Genomic DNA, 13,467 nt, shown 5'->3' with positions numbered 1-13,467 from the left:
CAGATCGCGTTGGGCGGCCGCCGGTTTCGTGCTACCGTCCAACCATGAGCAATCGCATTCTCGTCCTCTACGGTTCCTATCGTTCCGACCGCATGGGCATTCGCCTTGCGAATTTCGTCATCAATCGTCTGCGTGGCCGCGGCGAGGACGTCGAATTCATCGACGCCAAGGCGGTCGGCCTGCCGATGCTCGACCGCATGTACAAGGAATACCCTGACGGCACGGCGCCCGAGGCGCTGGAAAAGCTGGCCGGACAGATCCTCGGCGCCGACGGCTTCGTGTTCGTCACCGGTGAGTACAATTGGGGCATCCAGCCCGGCCTGAAGAATCTCACCGACCACTTCCTCGAAGAGTGGTTCTGGCGTCCGGCCGCGATCGTGAGCTATTCGGCCGGCCGCCTGTCCGGAGCGCGCGCGGCGACCGCTTGGCACGGCACGCTGTCGGAGATGGGCATGGTGGTGGTGTCGAGCACCATCGGCGTCGGCCCGATCGCGCAGACCTTGTCGGCCGAGGGGGAGCCAATCGGCGAGGGTGGCAAGGCGTTGGAGCGCTCATTCCCGCGCTTTGCCGACGATCTGACGTGGTGGATCGAGGCGGCCAAGGCGCAGCGGGCCAGGAAAGCGCCGCCTTATTAGGCCCTGCTGTGTAGCCCCGCTGGCTCCATCCGCGCTACGTAATCGGCTTACGCCGCCCTGACCTCGCCGAGGAAGCGGTCGAATTGTCCCGCGAGATCGCGCGACTGGGTCGAGAGCTGCTCGGCGGCGACCAGCACTTCCCGCGCGGCGGCGCCGGTGTCGTCGGCGGCGCGCTGCACACCGGATATGTTGGTGTTGACCTCCTGGGTGCCGCGCGCAGCCTCCTGGACGCTGCGGGCGATCTCCTTGGTGGCCGAGCCCTGTTCCTCGATCGCCGCGGCAATCGCGGTGCCGATCTGGTCGATCTCGCCGATGACGTCGGCGACGTTGCGGATCGCGGCCACGGTCTCGTCGCTCGCGCTCTGGATCGCCGTGATCTGCTCGGAGATTTCGGTCGTCGCCTTGGCGGTCTGGCCCGCCAGCGACTTCACCTCGGAGGCAACCACGGCAAAGCCGCGGCCGGCATCGCCGGCGCGGGCGGCCTCGATCGTGGCGTTGAGCGCGAGAAGATTGGTCTGCTCGGCGATGCTCTGGATCAGCGTGACGACGTCGCCGATCTTCTGGGCGCCCTCGGCGAGCATGCGCGCGGTGTCGCCGGTGCGGCGGGCGTTGTCGACGGCGCGGGCAGCGATCTCGGTGCTCTGCGCGACCTGACGGCCGATCTCGGAGATCGAGGAGGTCAGCTCTTCGGTGGCACTCGCGACCGTCTGGACGTTGGTCGAGGTCTGCTCGGAGGCGGCGGCGACGACCGCGGCCTGGCTGTTGGTCTGGGCCGCCGTCGAGGTCATCGACTGCGCGGTGCTCTCCATGGTCGAGGAGGCCCGGGACAGGCCACCGACGAGCTCGGTGACCTTGGCTTCGAATGCGCGGGTGAGCTCGTCGAGTGCCTGCGCGCGGCGCATCTTGCCGTCGTTCTCGGCCTGCTTCTCGGCGGCGAGCCGGTCGGCCCGGATCATGTTGTCCTTGAAGACCTGAACGGCCGCGGCCATCGCCCCGATCTCGTCGGAGCGCTCGGCGCCGGGGATGGCGTCCGCAACCTCGCCCTCGGCAAGTCGCGACATCCGGCCCGTCAGGTTGACGATCGGAGCGCAGACGCGGCGGCGGACCATCACGATCAGGCCGACGCTTGCGATCAGCACGGCGGCAAGGCCTGCAAGGGCGATGGTGAAGCTGGTGCGCGCGGCGGAGGAAGCCCCGGCGAGGATCTGCTCGGAATTGTCATAGAACGCGTCGCGGACCTCGATGATGGTGCTGAGGCCGCGCTGCGTGGCGGCGTAATAGGTCTCCATATCGTGTTCGTACTTGCCGCTGACGGCGCCGTCCTTGACGAGCTTGAGCTCGCGGCCGAACTCCTCGACATAGATCGAATTGAACTTCTCCAGCGCTGCGGCGACGTTCGCAGGCGTTGCCGGATTGCCGCGCAGTTCGAGCAGCGCCATCACGAGCTGGTCGTTGCGGCCCTGCGAGCGACCGATGTCGGCCTTCTCGGTGTCGGTCGCCGGTTTCTTGCCGCCGACGAGATTCTTGTGCAGGCTGGAGTTGAAGCCGCCGACGTCGCGCAACGTCATGGCCGTGTTGGCGTAGCTCGCCTGCCGGTAGGCGTCGCCGTTCAGGATCGCCATGCGGCGGACCTGCTCGTTCAGCAGCGCGGTCACGCCGCTGTTGAGCACGGCATTGTCGGCGACGATCTTCTTGGCGGCGTCCTTGCGCGCCTCGGCCGGTCCGGTGAGCGCCTTGTCGATGGCCTCGCGCAGCGCGGTGAATTTCGCGTTGATGCCGTCGATATTGCTGCCGATGGTCGCGCCGTCGTCGAACGCGCCGGGCAGCTCCTTGCGCAGCGCATTCATCTTGTCGCGGGCGCCGTCGGTCTGCTTGCGCAGCTTGTTCTGTTCAGTGAGCAGCGCCGGGTCGATGGTCGCAGGCCCGTAGAGGATGTTGGTCGAAAAGCCGCGCTCGGGGTTGAGATAGCGCGGGATGTCGCTGGCAGCGCGTGCGATCGCGAGCCTGCCCTGAGCCTCGCTGATCCGGTCCATCGTCTGGTACTTCGTCACGGCGACGTAGACGGCGAGGCCGCCGCCCACGGTCGAGAGCGAGACGATGGCGGTGGTCAGGAGCGTACCGATTTTCATGATCTGTCCGGCAAATAACGGAGAATTATTTTGCCCGGACGATAGTTTGCCCGTGTTAATCTCGGGTTTACGCTGTCCACCCTCAGCCTAGCCGGATGCGCGGTCGAGCCTGGCGAGGATCTCCAGCGTGGCGCTGTCGCGTTCGCCTGCGAAATACCGGGCGAGTGCATCACCGAAAATGGGCTGATCGGACACCGCGCCGAACAGCGTCATCGACGAGCGGAATTTGGCATCATCCGGCGCGCCGAGGATCGCGTTGATGCTCCGGCCCTCGACGGCGAGGATGAGGCCGGTGCATTCGACCAGCCGCGCCCCGAGCACCGGATGGGCGAGGTAGGCCTCGGCCTCGGCACGGGAGCCGATGGCGTAGCGCTGCGACATGGCGCTGAAGCCGAGACCGGCGATTTGCGGGAAGACGAACCACATCCAGTGAGTCTGCTTCCGGCCCCTCGCCAGCTCCCCTTCGACGGCGCGAAAAACCGGGTCCTGGGCCCTGACAAAGCGCTCTAGATCGAAAGGATCGGTCATTGGATACCTTGGGGATGCCCTGTGGAGCCCTTGCCGGCCGCGATTATGCCTAACTTTTGGCTCCCAATGTGGTAGCTGGTATAGAGTCTCCGGGCGGGGGTTGGGCCCCCCGGGGGTCGATTTGGGGATCTGATGGTTTCCGACCGCGCAAGCGCCGACAGGCTGTTGTCGCGCCGCCGTATGGGGCGGGCGGAGCGCGTTTTGCTGTCTCTGGCGGCCGTGGCGCTGGCGCTGGGCGCGGCCGCCTGGGTCGCGGACATCGGCGATTCCCGTTCGCTGGTCACTGCGGCTCTGCCGCCGGCCACCAATGGCCCGTCTTTCGAAGACCGTTTTGCCTCGGCGTCGGGCAATCCGTCCGCTCGCGAGCTTGGCCTGCGAACGGTGGAGCGTTCCGCGTTGAACGCAGTCCAGCTCAAGCTGCGCGATGCCAAGGCGATGCTGGCCCAGAAGCTCCAGGGCGACGAGTGGCGCTCGACCCTGACCGAAGACGACCGGCAGACGGTTGACGAGACCAGGCCCGCCACGCAGCGCGCCGACGCGGTTCCCATGCCGCGCTCGCGCCCGACGCAGGCGGATTTCTCCGCCCAGATCGCGTCCAGCCAGGCCTATGCCGAGACCAACCCCAGGGTCGACAACCGCAACTTCTTCGAGAAATTCACCGACAAGATCAGGCTGGCCTCGCTGACGCCGGGCGACGGTCTGTTCGGCAAGGCGCCCGATCTCCAGGCCCTCGGCTACGATTCGCGCACGGCGGTCTATGACATCAAGGCCAAGGCGCTTTACCTGCCGAGCGGCGTCGCGCTGGAAGCCCATTCCGGCATGGGCGCGCTGATGGACGACCCCGATCATGTCGACCAGCGCATGGTGGGGGCGACCCCGCCCGCGATCTACGATTTAAAGCCACGCGAAAAACTGTTCCACGGCATCCGCGCCCTGCGCTTGACGCCGACCGAAGGCACCAGTGCGCTCGGCCGCGTCGGCCTTCTCACCCACAGCTACATGCTCGGGCCGCGCGGCGATTCCAACGGCTGCGTTTCGATCAAGGACTATGATCGTTTCCTCAAGGCCTGGGACAATGGCGAGTTCAACCGCCTTGTCGTGGTGCCGAGCCTGAGTGGATCGGCGACTGCCTCGCAGCGCGCGAGCACCGACTCCTGATATTTGCCTGCTTGCTGTGGGGCTGCCGTTTCCCCTTCGTTAAGCCGTCATCGTCCAGAAGCAGCCCATGAGTGATCCATCAAATTCCGAGACCCCGCTGCGTACGACGTTCAAGATCAAGTTGAACGGTGACACGCTGGCGATTGCGACGGTCGGCCAGGCCTATCAATTCCTCACCAACTTCAAGTCGGTCGAGTGGATGGAATTCCGTTCCCTGCACGAGGATGCCGTCGCGGCCCTGGAAGGCGCTGCCGGTAATGCGATGCTGGCGGTGCAGGCGACCAACGCCGTGCGCGCGCTGTTCGTCAGCGCCAAGCTGCTCTGAGGGCTTTTCAGCTCCCGGCTACCGGCCGTTCTGTCGCATCTTGAACTCTGCTTTGGGAACGGGCAAACGGTCCGCGAAGACCGTCGCCGCAAAACCCATATGTTTGAAAACTGAATTCAACGGAGATTGCCATGATGAAACGCCGTACGTTCCTCAAGGGCGGCGCGGTTGCCGGCGCGACGACGCTGGTTGCTGCCCCTGCGATCGCGCAGAGCGCGCCCGAGATCAAATGGCGCCTGACCTCGAGCTTCCCGAAGTCGCTCGACACCATCTACGGCACGGCGCAGATCTTCGCGAAATATGTTGCCGAGGCCACCGACAACAAATTCCAGATCCAGACCTTTGGCGCCGGCGAAATCGTGCCGGGCTTGCAGGCGCTCGACGCCGTCAGCACCGCCTCGGTGGAGATCGCGCAGACCCCGCTCTATTTCTACATCGGCAAGGAGCCGGCGCTGGCCTATGCCACCGGCGCGCCGTTCGGCATGAACCATCGCCATCAGGAATCGTGGTGGCATTTCGGCGGCGGTGCCGACCTCACCAATGAGGCGCTGAAACCGTTCAAGGCGCACGCGATCCTGTGCGGCAATTCCGGCACCCAGATGGGCGGCTGGTTCCGCAAGGAGATCAAGACCGTCGACGACCTCAAGGGCCTCAAATTCCGCATCGCCGGCATGGGCGGCCATGTGCTGGCCAAGCTCGGCGTCGTGCCGCAGCAGATCGCGGGCGGCGACATCTATCCGGCGCTGGAGAAGGGCACGATCGACGCGGTCGAGTTCGTCGGTCCCTATGACGACGAGAAGCTCGGCTTCCACAAGGTCGCCAAGTACTATTACTTCCCCGGCTGGTGGGAAGGCGGCGCCATGCTGCACATGGTCGTCAACGACGAGAAATGGGCCTCGCTCCCCAAGCAGTACCAGGCGATCGTCAATCAGGCAGCCTCGGCGGCCGGTGCCTGGATGCTCGAGAAATACGACAGCGTGAATCCGGCGGCGCTGAAGCGGCTGATCGCCAATGGCGCGGAGCTGAAGGCGTTCCCGCAGCCGGTGATGGAAGCCTGCTACAGCGCGGCCCAGGACCATCTGAACGAGCTCGCCGCCAAGAGCGATCTGTTCAAGCGGACCAAGGAGAGCCACGACGCGTATATGAAGGAGCTGTTGTTCTATACGCAGATCGCGGAAAACTTTTACGACAACTATTTGCTCAGCAAGATGCGCAACAAGAGCTGATAGACGCCATCATTCCGGGGCGCGCCTCTCGGGCGCGAGCTGTGATGCGCAATTGCGCATCTGAGAATTCATGTCACCGCGTGTCCTGCTGCCCAATGGATTTCCGGGTTCGCGACTTCGTCGCGCCCCGGAATGACAGCGGAGAGGTGGCTTGTCAGGCCGCGCCCAGCCCCAGCTTCGCGTAGATCCTTCGCGCATAGGCGCCGAACGCATCCGTCGTCTTCAACGGCAGATCGCGCGGGAAGGGCAGGTCGATCGGGAAATAGTCGGCCATCTTCGCAGGTCCCGCCGTCAGCACGGCGCAATGCGAGGACAGGAACACGGCCTCCTGGATCGAATGCGTGACGAAGATGATGGTCTTGCCGCTCTCGCGCCAGATCCGCTGCATCTCCAGATTCATCTGCTCGCGCGTCAGCGCATCGAGCGCGCCGAACGGCTCGTCCATCAGGATCAGCTTGGGATCGTGGATGAAGGCGCGCGCGATCGCGGTGCGCTGCTGCATGCCGCCGGAGAGCTCTCGCGGATATTTCTGCTCATAGCCGGCGAGCCCGACGAGGTTGAGCAGGTCGCGCGCCCGCTCGCGCGCGGCCTTCATCGGCAGGCCGACGATCTCGGCCGGCAGCAGCACGTTGTCCAGGATGTTGCGCCATTTCAGCAGCAGCGCCTGCTGGAACACCATGCCGATGTCGCGGCTCGGATCGAACGGGCTACCGGCATTGCCGATCCTGACGGCGCCGCCGTCGGCGCCGTGCAGGCCGGCCAGAATCTTCATCACCGTCGTCTTGCCGCAGCCGGACGGGCCGACCAGCGAGACGAGCTCGCCCTCCTGCACGTCCATCGTGACGTCGGACACCGCCAGGAATTCGGCGCCGCCGCTGCGATAGACCTTGCGGACGCCCTGCAGGCTGATGAAGGGAGGTGGACTCATGCCAGCCATTTGTTCAGGTTCGCGGCGACAAAAGTATCGTCGCTGAGGTCGGCGTGCTCGCGCGTGACGCGGTCGATCTCCTCCTTCTGGCCGGGACTGAGGCCCTCGTTCGGATCGAGGCACCACAGGCCCTGCAATAGGCCCTGGCGGCGCAGGATTTCGTGGCAGCCGGCGATGCAGCCGTGAAAATTGTTGGCGACGTCGAAGAAGGCGCTGTTGCAATCGGTGACGCGGGCATCGAGGGCGAGCAGGTCGGCCGGGACGCTGTCCCTGTGCCGCGCCGCCTTGCAACGCTCGAACTGCTTGATGGCGCTCGCGGTCCACACCGACCAATGGCCGAGCAGGCCGCCCTTGAAATAGGTGCGCGTGGTGACGCCCTTGTCGCGCAGGTCGAACGGCAGCATCAGGTCGAGCAGGATGTGATCGTCATTGCCGGTGTAGAGCGCGACGCGGTCGAGCGCGCCGGCCGCTGCGACACCGCGCAGCACGTCGAGCGTCCGGTAGCGGTTGAACGGCGCGATCTTGATGGCGATGACGTTGTCGATCGAGGCAAAGCGCTGCCAGAACCGGCTCGATAGGATCACGCCGCCGACAGCCGGTTGGAGATAGAAGCCGACCAGCGGGATTTCCGCGGCGACCGCCGTGCAATGCGCGATGATTTCGTCCTCGGAGGCGCTCTTCATCGCGGCAAGGCTGAGAAGGCCGGCGTGATAGCCGATGTCACCGGCGGTGCGGGCTTCGGCGACCGCCTGCGCGGTCGGACCTGCAAGCCCCGCGACCATCGCCAGCGGACGCTTGGTCCAGTTGGCCGCTGTCTCGGCGGCAAGCTCGAGCACGGGGCGGTAGAGGCCGACATCGCGGATCGCGAATTGCGTGGTGTGCACGCCGACCGCAAGGCCGCCCGAGCCTGCGTCGATGTAATAGCGCGTCAGCGCGCGCTGATGCGTCTTGTCGAGCTGGCGCTCGGCGGTGAGCGCGAGGGGGTGCGCCGGCAGCACGGTGCCGTCGGCGATCAGCTTGCGGATGTCGGCGTCGATCTGGCTGTGGTGCATGATGTACTATCCGAATTCGGGCCCGGCGACGGCAAATGGGGTTTCCTCACCCGTGACGGTGGCGGGCCCGAACCGCATGCGCTGGAACGGGCGCTCGACACTCCAGCCGGTGGCCGTCAAGCCTTCGAGGAACGGGGCTTGCGACGCGACGGCGTCGAGCAGCAGCGGGCCTGTCTCGGATCGCACGATCGCGTCAACCAGAGCCAGCGCTGCCGCGGCATTGTCGGCAAGCAAGGGACCGATATGGCGGGCGGTCCGGCCGTCGCGCACCAGCGCGATGGCGCCGCTCGCGGCGACGATACGCGAGCCGGAGCGCTGCACGAAGGCGGAGAGGAGTGCGGTCCGGTCGAAACCGGTGGCGCGCCAATCCCGCGCACGAAGCGTATCGAGCGTTGCGGATGATATTGGCGGTGCTTCGGCCCGCGCGGGCTTCGCCAGCTTCAGGCGACGCAATTGCAGGGTCGGCATGAACCCCAGCGGTCCGTAGACGGCAGCGCCGTCGGGCGTCGCGTCGAGCCAGCTGGTCAGGCCGTTCTTTCGTGCCGTTTCCAGGCAGGCGTCGACGAGACGGGTGGCAAGGCCGCGGCGGCGATGCGTTGCTGAGACCAGCACCATGCTGATCCAGGCATTGTTGCCGGAATAGGGCAGCAAGGCTGCGGTTGCGACCAGCCGCATGCCGTCGCGAATGCCGAAGACGATGCCGTCGCGCAGGAAAATGCGCCAGTCCTCCTCGGTCTGGTTCCACCGCGCTTCCGTCGACAACGCCAGGCCTGCGATCGCGTCGTCGATGCCGAGCTTGATGATGGGCGGGGCGTCAGTAACGGCCATCGCGTACCTCGTATTTGGTCGGCTTGCCGAGGCTCGGCATGGCGCGCGAGACCCAATCCGCGGTCCAGGCGATCAGCTGCTCGGTGTCGACGACGGGAAGGCCGAACAGCTCGACCGCCTTGGAGGTGTCGGTCAGCCATGCGGTCGGCTCCTCCTTGCCCGTCAGCACCGGGGCGCGGCCGAACCTCGCGCCGAATTTCTGCGCGAGATCGCGCACCGCCAGGATCTCGTGGCCGCTGACATTGATCGGCGAGGTCGGTGTGGTGCAGTGCGCAAGGCAGCGCAGCGCCTGCGCGGAGGCATCGCCCTGCCAGATGAAATTGACGTGACCGAGGCTGACGTCGATCGGCGTGCCCGCGAGCACCTTCGTTGCGATGTCGTGCAGCACGCCGTAGCGCATGTCGATCGCGTAATTGAGGCGGAACAGGCGCCCGGGCGTTGCGAATTTGTGCGAGAAATATTCGAACATCCGCTCGCGGCCGACGCAGGATTGCGCGTATTCGCCGGGTGGGTTCGGGGCCATCTCCTCGGTCGAGCCTTTGCCGTCGACGGGCACGAACGGATAGACGCAGCCGGTCGAGAACGCCACGATGCGCGAGGAGGGGAAGGCCTGTGCGACCAGCGCCGGCACATGCGCGTTCATCGCCCAGGTCAGCGCCAGATCGCCCTCGGCCCCGAACTTGCGGCCGGCCATGAAGACGATGTTCGGCGCCTTCGGCAGCGCCGCGATCGCTTTCTCGTCCATCAGGTCGCAGTTGATGGTTTCGACGCCGCGCGCGTGCAGCCAGTCCTTCACGCCGGCCTCGCTGAAGCGGGCGACGCCGATGACGCGGCGATCTGGGGCGGCCGCTTTTGCGAGCCCCGCCAGCGTCGGCCCCATCTTGCCGCCGACACCGAGGATCATGATGTCGCCCTCGACCTTCTTGAGGTCGTCGATCAGGGCCTGCGTCGGCCGGCACAAGAGATCGTCGAGTGCTGCGATATCGGGGATGGTCTTCGGCAGCGTCTGGCGGGTGAGCAGCATGGTTCTGTCCTTTAGGTCTGCCGTTGCTAAGTCTGCCTGGCGTCGCCGACCACGAACATGCGTTCGAGGGCGAGGACGAGGCCGTAAAGCGCGACGCCGAGCAGCGTCAGCAGCACGACCGCCATCACCATCGCGGGCGTGTCGAGCGAGGACTGCACCTGGATCATGAGGTAGCCGAGCCCGCGCTCGGAGGCGATGAACTCGCCGACGATGGCGCCGGCCACCGCCAGGATGGCGCCGACCTTCATGCCGGAGAAGATGTAAGGCAGCGATCCCGGCAGCTGGATCTTGCGGAATAGCGTCCAGCGCGAGCCGCGCAGCGATTTGACGAGATCGAGCAGATCCGGCTCGACCTCGCGCAGGCCGCGCGCGGTGGTGAGCAGGATCGGGAAGAAGCAGATGCTGAATGCGATCAGGATGTTCGGCACGATGCCGTAGGAGAACCAGACGATGAATAGCGGGCCGAGCGCGACCTTCGGGATCATGTTCAGCGTCACGAACAGCGGCAGCAGCACGAGGCTGAGCAGCGGTGCCCAGCTGAAGATCACCGCGAGCGCGACGCCGACGAAGGCGCCGAGCGCGAAGCCGCCGAGGATCTCGACCGCCGTCACCAGCGTGTTGGCGCCCCAGGCATAGCCGGTGGTGCCCAGGGTCTGCACCGTCGCGAGCGGCGAGGGCAGGATGAATTTCGGCACGTGGAAGGCGTCGACCGCGACCTGCCAGAGCACGAGCACGGCGAGGTGCACGATCAGGATGATCGCAAAGCTGCGCGAGGTACGTGCCCCGTCTGCCGTCACCGCTTGCTCCCTGTTGGCGCGGCGCCGATGCCGCAAATCTTCAGCCTAAGCAGTCACGAGCCTAGCCGCCTTCGGGGAAAGTTTCAACCAATTGGTTGATTAGGGCCGGAGCGACTGCAGCACCAGATCAGCGACATGGCGGCGGCGGGCGCTGCGCTGGCTGCGGCTCGACAGGTCCTTGCCGAAGATCGCCGACAATGTCGGTGTGTTGGAGAAGAAGAAATAGCTAAGGCCCGCAATGGAGATATAGAGCTGGACCGGGTCGATCCCCTTGCGGAACACGCCCGCGCGTACCCCTTCGTTGAGGATATGCGAAACGCTCTTCACGAGCGGGGAGTGCATCGCTTCCAGCCGCGTCGAGCCGCGGACGTGGCGGGCGCCGCCGCGGTTCTCGTCGTTCAAAAGCACGATAAAATCCGGATTTGCGGCCAGATGGTCGAACGAGGCCTCGATCAGCTTGCGGATCGCCTTTTCCGGCGGCAGGCCTTCGAGGTTGAGCTTGCGCTCCTGCTCGCGGATGTCTTCATATACCCATTCGAGCACGGCGAGGTAGAGCGCGTCCTTGTCGCCGAAATAGTGGTAGACGAGCTGCTTATTGACGCCAGCGCGCATCGCGATCTCGTCGACGCGGGCGCCCGCAAAGCCGTGCCGGGCGAATTCCAGGCGGGCCGCGGTGAGCAGCTTCTTGCGGGTGGCGACGGGGTCGCGGCGCTGCGGCACGGTGTCGCCAGATCGTTTTGCGGGCATTTCCAACCAAACAGTTGACAAGTGGAGGGCGGGCTTGTTGCATTGGTATCCTCACGAGGGGAGAGCGACAAGCCGGGTCGCTGGCATGAGGAGAGATGCGATGAAGCGTTTGCAGGCGGCTGTTGTGGCCCTGATGCTTGGTTTGCCGGCGCTGCCGGCGAGCGCTGGCGAGGCGGTCAACCTGATCCTCAACTGGACGCCGACGGCCGACCACTCGCCGTATTATTACGCCAAGGCGCAGGGCTGGTACGAGAAAGCAGGCATCGACCTCTCCATCGAGGTCGGCAAGGGCTCCGGCGTCTCCGCCGCCAAGGTGGGCTCGGGCGGCTCGCCCTTCGGCGTCGCCGATCTCGCCACCATGCTGGTGGCCAAGAGCAAGGGCGCCGACACCGTTGCCGTGATGAGCGTCTACGCCAATACCGGGCAGACCTTCTACTGGCTGAAAAGCTATGGCGTGAACGGGGTGAAGGATTTTGCCGGCCACAAGATCGGCAATCCGCCCGGCGATGCCTCGCGCGTGATGTGGCCGGCCTTCGCCAAAGCCGCAGGGCTCGCGCCGGACTCGGTCGGTTTCGTCAATGTCGGGCCGACCGCGAAGATCGCGGCCCTGAAGAGCCACACCGTCGACATCATCAGCGACTTCTACAACGAGCACGACCTGAAGGTGATCGAGTTCGGGCCCGACCTCGGCTACGTCAACTGGAAGGACATCGGGCTCAATCCCTACGGCAATTCGCTGATCGTCAATGGCGCGTATTTGCAGAAGAACCCGAAGGTCGTCGAAGACTTCGTGCGCGTCACGCAGAAGGCCTTTGCCGCCTGTGTTGCCGACGCTACGCCGTGCCTGAAGGCGCTGCTCGACCAGGTCTCCGGTCTCGACAAGGAGAACCAGGAGCGCCAGTGGGAGCGCATCAAATTCCTGATGACGGACGAGTTCACCACCACCAAGGGCCTCGGCTGGATCGACGGCGAGCGGATGAAGAAGGATTACGAGCTGGTCCAGACCTATCTCGGCATGGAGAAGCCGTTCGACGTGACCACGGTGTTCACGACGAAGATGCTGGATCCGAACATCAAGATGGATGCGAGCAAGGTGAAGAAGTAGGGAGCAGCACTTGCCCCGTTCTCCGCACGTGCTCCGGACGCAGCGCAGCGTCCCCTAGACGGTGCGCTGCAGGGCCGGGGCCCATTTTGCCGAGAGCATGATCCGGGAGGGGGGCGGCTCTGCGCAGCAGCATTGCACGCTGCAGCGCGTCCGGGACACGAAAGCGGCTCCAACCTGCCCAATCCCCCACGTATTCCCACGGAGAATTAACCGGCCGTTAACCATATCCGCCGCATCGTTAACCATTCAATAATAGGGAACGAGTCGGCCGTGATGGAGGCTGCAGTCAAACCTCAACGCCAAATGGTGCGCCTGCGCGGGCGCTCCTACGTGGCTTTCGTGTTTACGCCGACGGTTCCGGTCCAGGACTGGCTGCAGGAGATCGACACCACCATCGCGCGCTCGCCGGGCTTCTTTGCCGGCCGGCCCGTGGTGATCGACCTGTCCTCGGTCGATCTCAGCCAGTCCGGCATCGGTCATCTGCTCACCAGCCTGCAGGACCGCAACATCCGCGTGCTCGGCATCGAGGGCGTTGAAGAGGCAAGGCTGACCCCGATGATGCCGCCGCTGCTGTCGGGCGGACGCAGCTGCGTGGTCGAGCCGAGCGCGCCGAAGAAACCCGAGACCAAGGCCGAGGCCAAGCCGACCTCGCTGCTGCTGGAAAACCCGGTGCGTTCGGGGCAGACCGTGATCTTCCCGGAAGGCGACGTCACCATCCTGGGGTCGGTCGGCTCCGGCGCGGAGGTGGTCGCCGGCGGCTCGATCCACGTCTACGGCGCGCTGCGCGGCCGCGCCATGGCGGGCGTGAACGGTCACACCAGCGCGCGCATCTATTGTCAGAAGATCGAAGCTGAACTGCTTGCGATCGATGGATTTTATCAGACCGCCGACGATATCGACGCCGCGCTCCGCGGCCGGCCTGCCCAAGCCTTCCTGCAAGGCAACACAATGCGAATTACCGCGCTGAACTGACCAGAAGGAGATT

At 65.4% G+C, this 13,467-nt stretch carries 14 protein-coding genes; 6 read left to right on the top strand and 8 right to left on the bottom strand.

The genetic code is table 11. From position 1 onward, the window contains the following. Positions 1–44: 44 nt before the first annotated feature. A complete protein-coding gene (locus ML401_RS18845; RefSeq protein WP_285806545.1) occupies positions 45–635 on the top strand; it encodes an NADPH-dependent FMN reductase in 591 nt (196 codons plus the stop codon). Positions 636–682: 47 nt separating this feature from the next. Here ML401_RS18845 and ML401_RS18840 read toward each other — a convergent pair whose 3' ends face one another. Beyond that, positions 683–2,764: a methyl-accepting chemotaxis protein gene (locus tag ML401_RS18840; protein WP_285806544.1), complete on the bottom strand. Its 2,082-nt coding sequence runs from the start codon at positions 2,762–2,764 to the stop codon at positions 683–685. A gap of 87 nt (positions 2,765–2,851) precedes the next feature. Beyond that, entirely contained in the window at positions 2,852–3,292 is a 441-nt protein-coding gene (locus tag ML401_RS18835) for a DUF1810 domain-containing protein (RefSeq protein ID WP_285806543.1), read from the bottom strand. Positions 3,293–3,472: 180 nt separating this feature from the next. Between ML401_RS18835 and ML401_RS18830 the strand changes: the two genes are divergently transcribed. The 3 genes from ML401_RS18830 to ML401_RS18820 all read left to right on the top strand — a co-directional run bounded on the left by ML401_RS18830 (position 3,473) and on the right by ML401_RS18820 (position 6,001). Next, positions 3,473–4,450 (top strand): DUF2778 domain-containing protein, encoded by a 978-nt coding sequence (locus tag ML401_RS18830; RefSeq protein ID WP_285812700.1) that lies wholly within the window; start codon positions 3,473–3,475, stop codon positions 4,448–4,450. A gap of 67 nt (positions 4,451–4,517) precedes the next feature. Continuing rightward, positions 4,518–4,775, top strand: coding sequence for a hypothetical protein (locus tag ML401_RS18825; RefSeq protein WP_036000273.1), 258 nt, complete (start codon positions 4,518–4,520; stop codon positions 4,773–4,775). Between the two features lie 134 nt (positions 4,776–4,909). Next, entirely contained in the window at positions 4,910–6,001 is a 1,092-nt protein-coding gene (locus ML401_RS18820) for a TRAP transporter substrate-binding protein (protein WP_194408317.1), read from the top strand. Positions 6,002–6,155: 154 nt separating this feature from the next. On the opposite strand, the gene ML401_RS18815 is transcribed toward ML401_RS18820, so the two are convergent. The 6 genes from ML401_RS18815 to ML401_RS18790 all read right to left on the bottom strand — a co-directional run bounded on the left by ML401_RS18815 (position 6,156) and on the right by ML401_RS18790 (position 11,377). Continuing rightward, positions 6,156–6,938, bottom strand: coding sequence for an ABC transporter ATP-binding protein (locus tag ML401_RS18815; RefSeq protein WP_285806542.1), 783 nt, complete (start codon positions 6,936–6,938; stop codon positions 6,156–6,158). Then, a complete protein-coding gene (locus tag ML401_RS18810) occupies positions 6,926–7,981 on the bottom strand; it encodes a dihydrodipicolinate synthase family protein (RefSeq protein ID WP_285806541.1) in 1,056 nt (351 codons plus the stop codon). The genes ML401_RS18815 and ML401_RS18810 overlap by 13 nt, the downstream gene beginning before the upstream one ends. Before the next feature lie 6 nt (positions 7,982–7,987). Further along, complete coding sequence (locus ML401_RS18805) at positions 7,988–8,809, bottom strand: GNAT family N-acetyltransferase (protein ID WP_285806540.1); 822 nt, start codon at positions 8,807–8,809, stop codon at positions 7,988–7,990. Then, entirely contained in the window at positions 8,796–9,833 is a 1,038-nt protein-coding gene (locus tag ML401_RS18800) for an NAD(P)-dependent oxidoreductase (protein ID WP_211417271.1), read from the bottom strand. The genes ML401_RS18805 and ML401_RS18800 overlap by 14 nt, the downstream gene beginning before the upstream one ends. A gap of 26 nt (positions 9,834–9,859) precedes the next feature. Then, entirely contained in the window at positions 9,860–10,630 is a 771-nt protein-coding gene (locus ML401_RS18795) for an ABC transporter permease (protein ID WP_211417270.1), read from the bottom strand. A gap of 99 nt (positions 10,631–10,729) precedes the next feature. After that, complete coding sequence (locus ML401_RS18790; protein ID WP_212066239.1) at positions 10,730–11,377, bottom strand: TetR/AcrR family transcriptional regulator; 648 nt, start codon at positions 11,375–11,377, stop codon at positions 10,730–10,732. Between the two features lie 100 nt (positions 11,378–11,477). Between ML401_RS18790 and ML401_RS18785 the strand changes: the two genes are divergently transcribed. Then, a complete protein-coding gene (locus ML401_RS18785; protein ID WP_212066241.1) occupies positions 11,478–12,482 on the top strand; it encodes an ABC transporter substrate-binding protein in 1,005 nt (334 codons plus the stop codon). A 273-nt stretch (positions 12,483–12,755) separates the two neighbouring features. After that, positions 12,756–13,454, top strand: a complete 699-nt coding sequence (minC, locus tag ML401_RS18780; protein WP_194408315.1) for a septum site-determining protein MinC — start codon at positions 12,756–12,758, stop codon at positions 13,452–13,454. Positions 13,455–13,467: the final 13 nt, after the last annotated feature.

Source organism: Bradyrhizobium sp. 62B (assembly GCF_030272265.2).
In the GTDB taxonomy this organism is placed as follows: domain Bacteria; phylum Pseudomonadota; class Alphaproteobacteria; order Rhizobiales; family Xanthobacteraceae; genus Bradyrhizobium.
This window is presented reverse-complemented; position numbering and strand designations above follow the sequence as displayed.

What these genes read in the sequence shown, in the direction of transcription:
- ML401_RS18840 (WP_285806544.1), bottom strand. Translation starts at nt 2,764, where the DNA reads ATGAAAATCGGTACGCTCCTGACCACCGCCATCGTCTCGCTCTCGACC.
- minC (WP_194408315.1), top strand. Translation starts at nt 12,756, where the DNA reads ATGGAGGCTGCAGTCAAACCTCAACGCCAAATGGTGCGCCTGCGCGGG.
- ML401_RS18815 (WP_285806542.1), bottom strand. Translation starts at nt 6,938, where the DNA reads ATGGCTGGCATGAGTCCACCTCCCTTCATCAGCCTGCAGGGCGTCCGC.
- ML401_RS18820 (WP_194408317.1), top strand. Translation starts at nt 4,910, where the DNA reads ATGAAACGCCGTACGTTCCTCAAGGGCGGCGCGGTTGCCGGCGCGACG.
- ML401_RS18810 (WP_285806541.1), bottom strand. Translation starts at nt 7,981, where the DNA reads ATGCACCACAGCCAGATCGACGCCGACATCCGCAAGCTGATCGCCGAC.
- ML401_RS18800 (WP_211417271.1), bottom strand. Translation starts at nt 9,833, where the DNA reads ATGCTGCTCACCCGCCAGACGCTGCCGAAGACCATCCCCGATATCGCA.
- ML401_RS18830 (WP_285812700.1), top strand. Translation starts at nt 3,473, where the DNA reads ATGGGGCGGGCGGAGCGCGTTTTGCTGTCTCTGGCGGCCGTGGCGCTG.
- ML401_RS18805 (WP_285806540.1), bottom strand. Translation starts at nt 8,809, where the DNA reads ATGGCCGTTACTGACGCCCCGCCCATCATCAAGCTCGGCATCGACGAC.
- ML401_RS18790 (WP_212066239.1), bottom strand. Translation starts at nt 11,377, where the DNA reads ATGCCCGCAAAACGATCTGGCGACACCGTGCCGCAGCGCCGCGACCCC.
- ML401_RS18835 (WP_285806543.1), bottom strand. Translation starts at nt 3,292, where the DNA reads ATGACCGATCCTTTCGATCTAGAGCGCTTTGTCAGGGCCCAGGACCCG.
- ML401_RS18845 (WP_285806545.1), top strand. Translation starts at nt 45, where the DNA reads ATGAGCAATCGCATTCTCGTCCTCTACGGTTCCTATCGTTCCGACCGC.
- ML401_RS18825 (WP_036000273.1), top strand. Translation starts at nt 4,518, where the DNA reads ATGAGTGATCCATCAAATTCCGAGACCCCGCTGCGTACGACGTTCAAG.
- ML401_RS18785 (WP_212066241.1), top strand. Translation starts at nt 11,478, where the DNA reads ATGAAGCGTTTGCAGGCGGCTGTTGTGGCCCTGATGCTTGGTTTGCCG.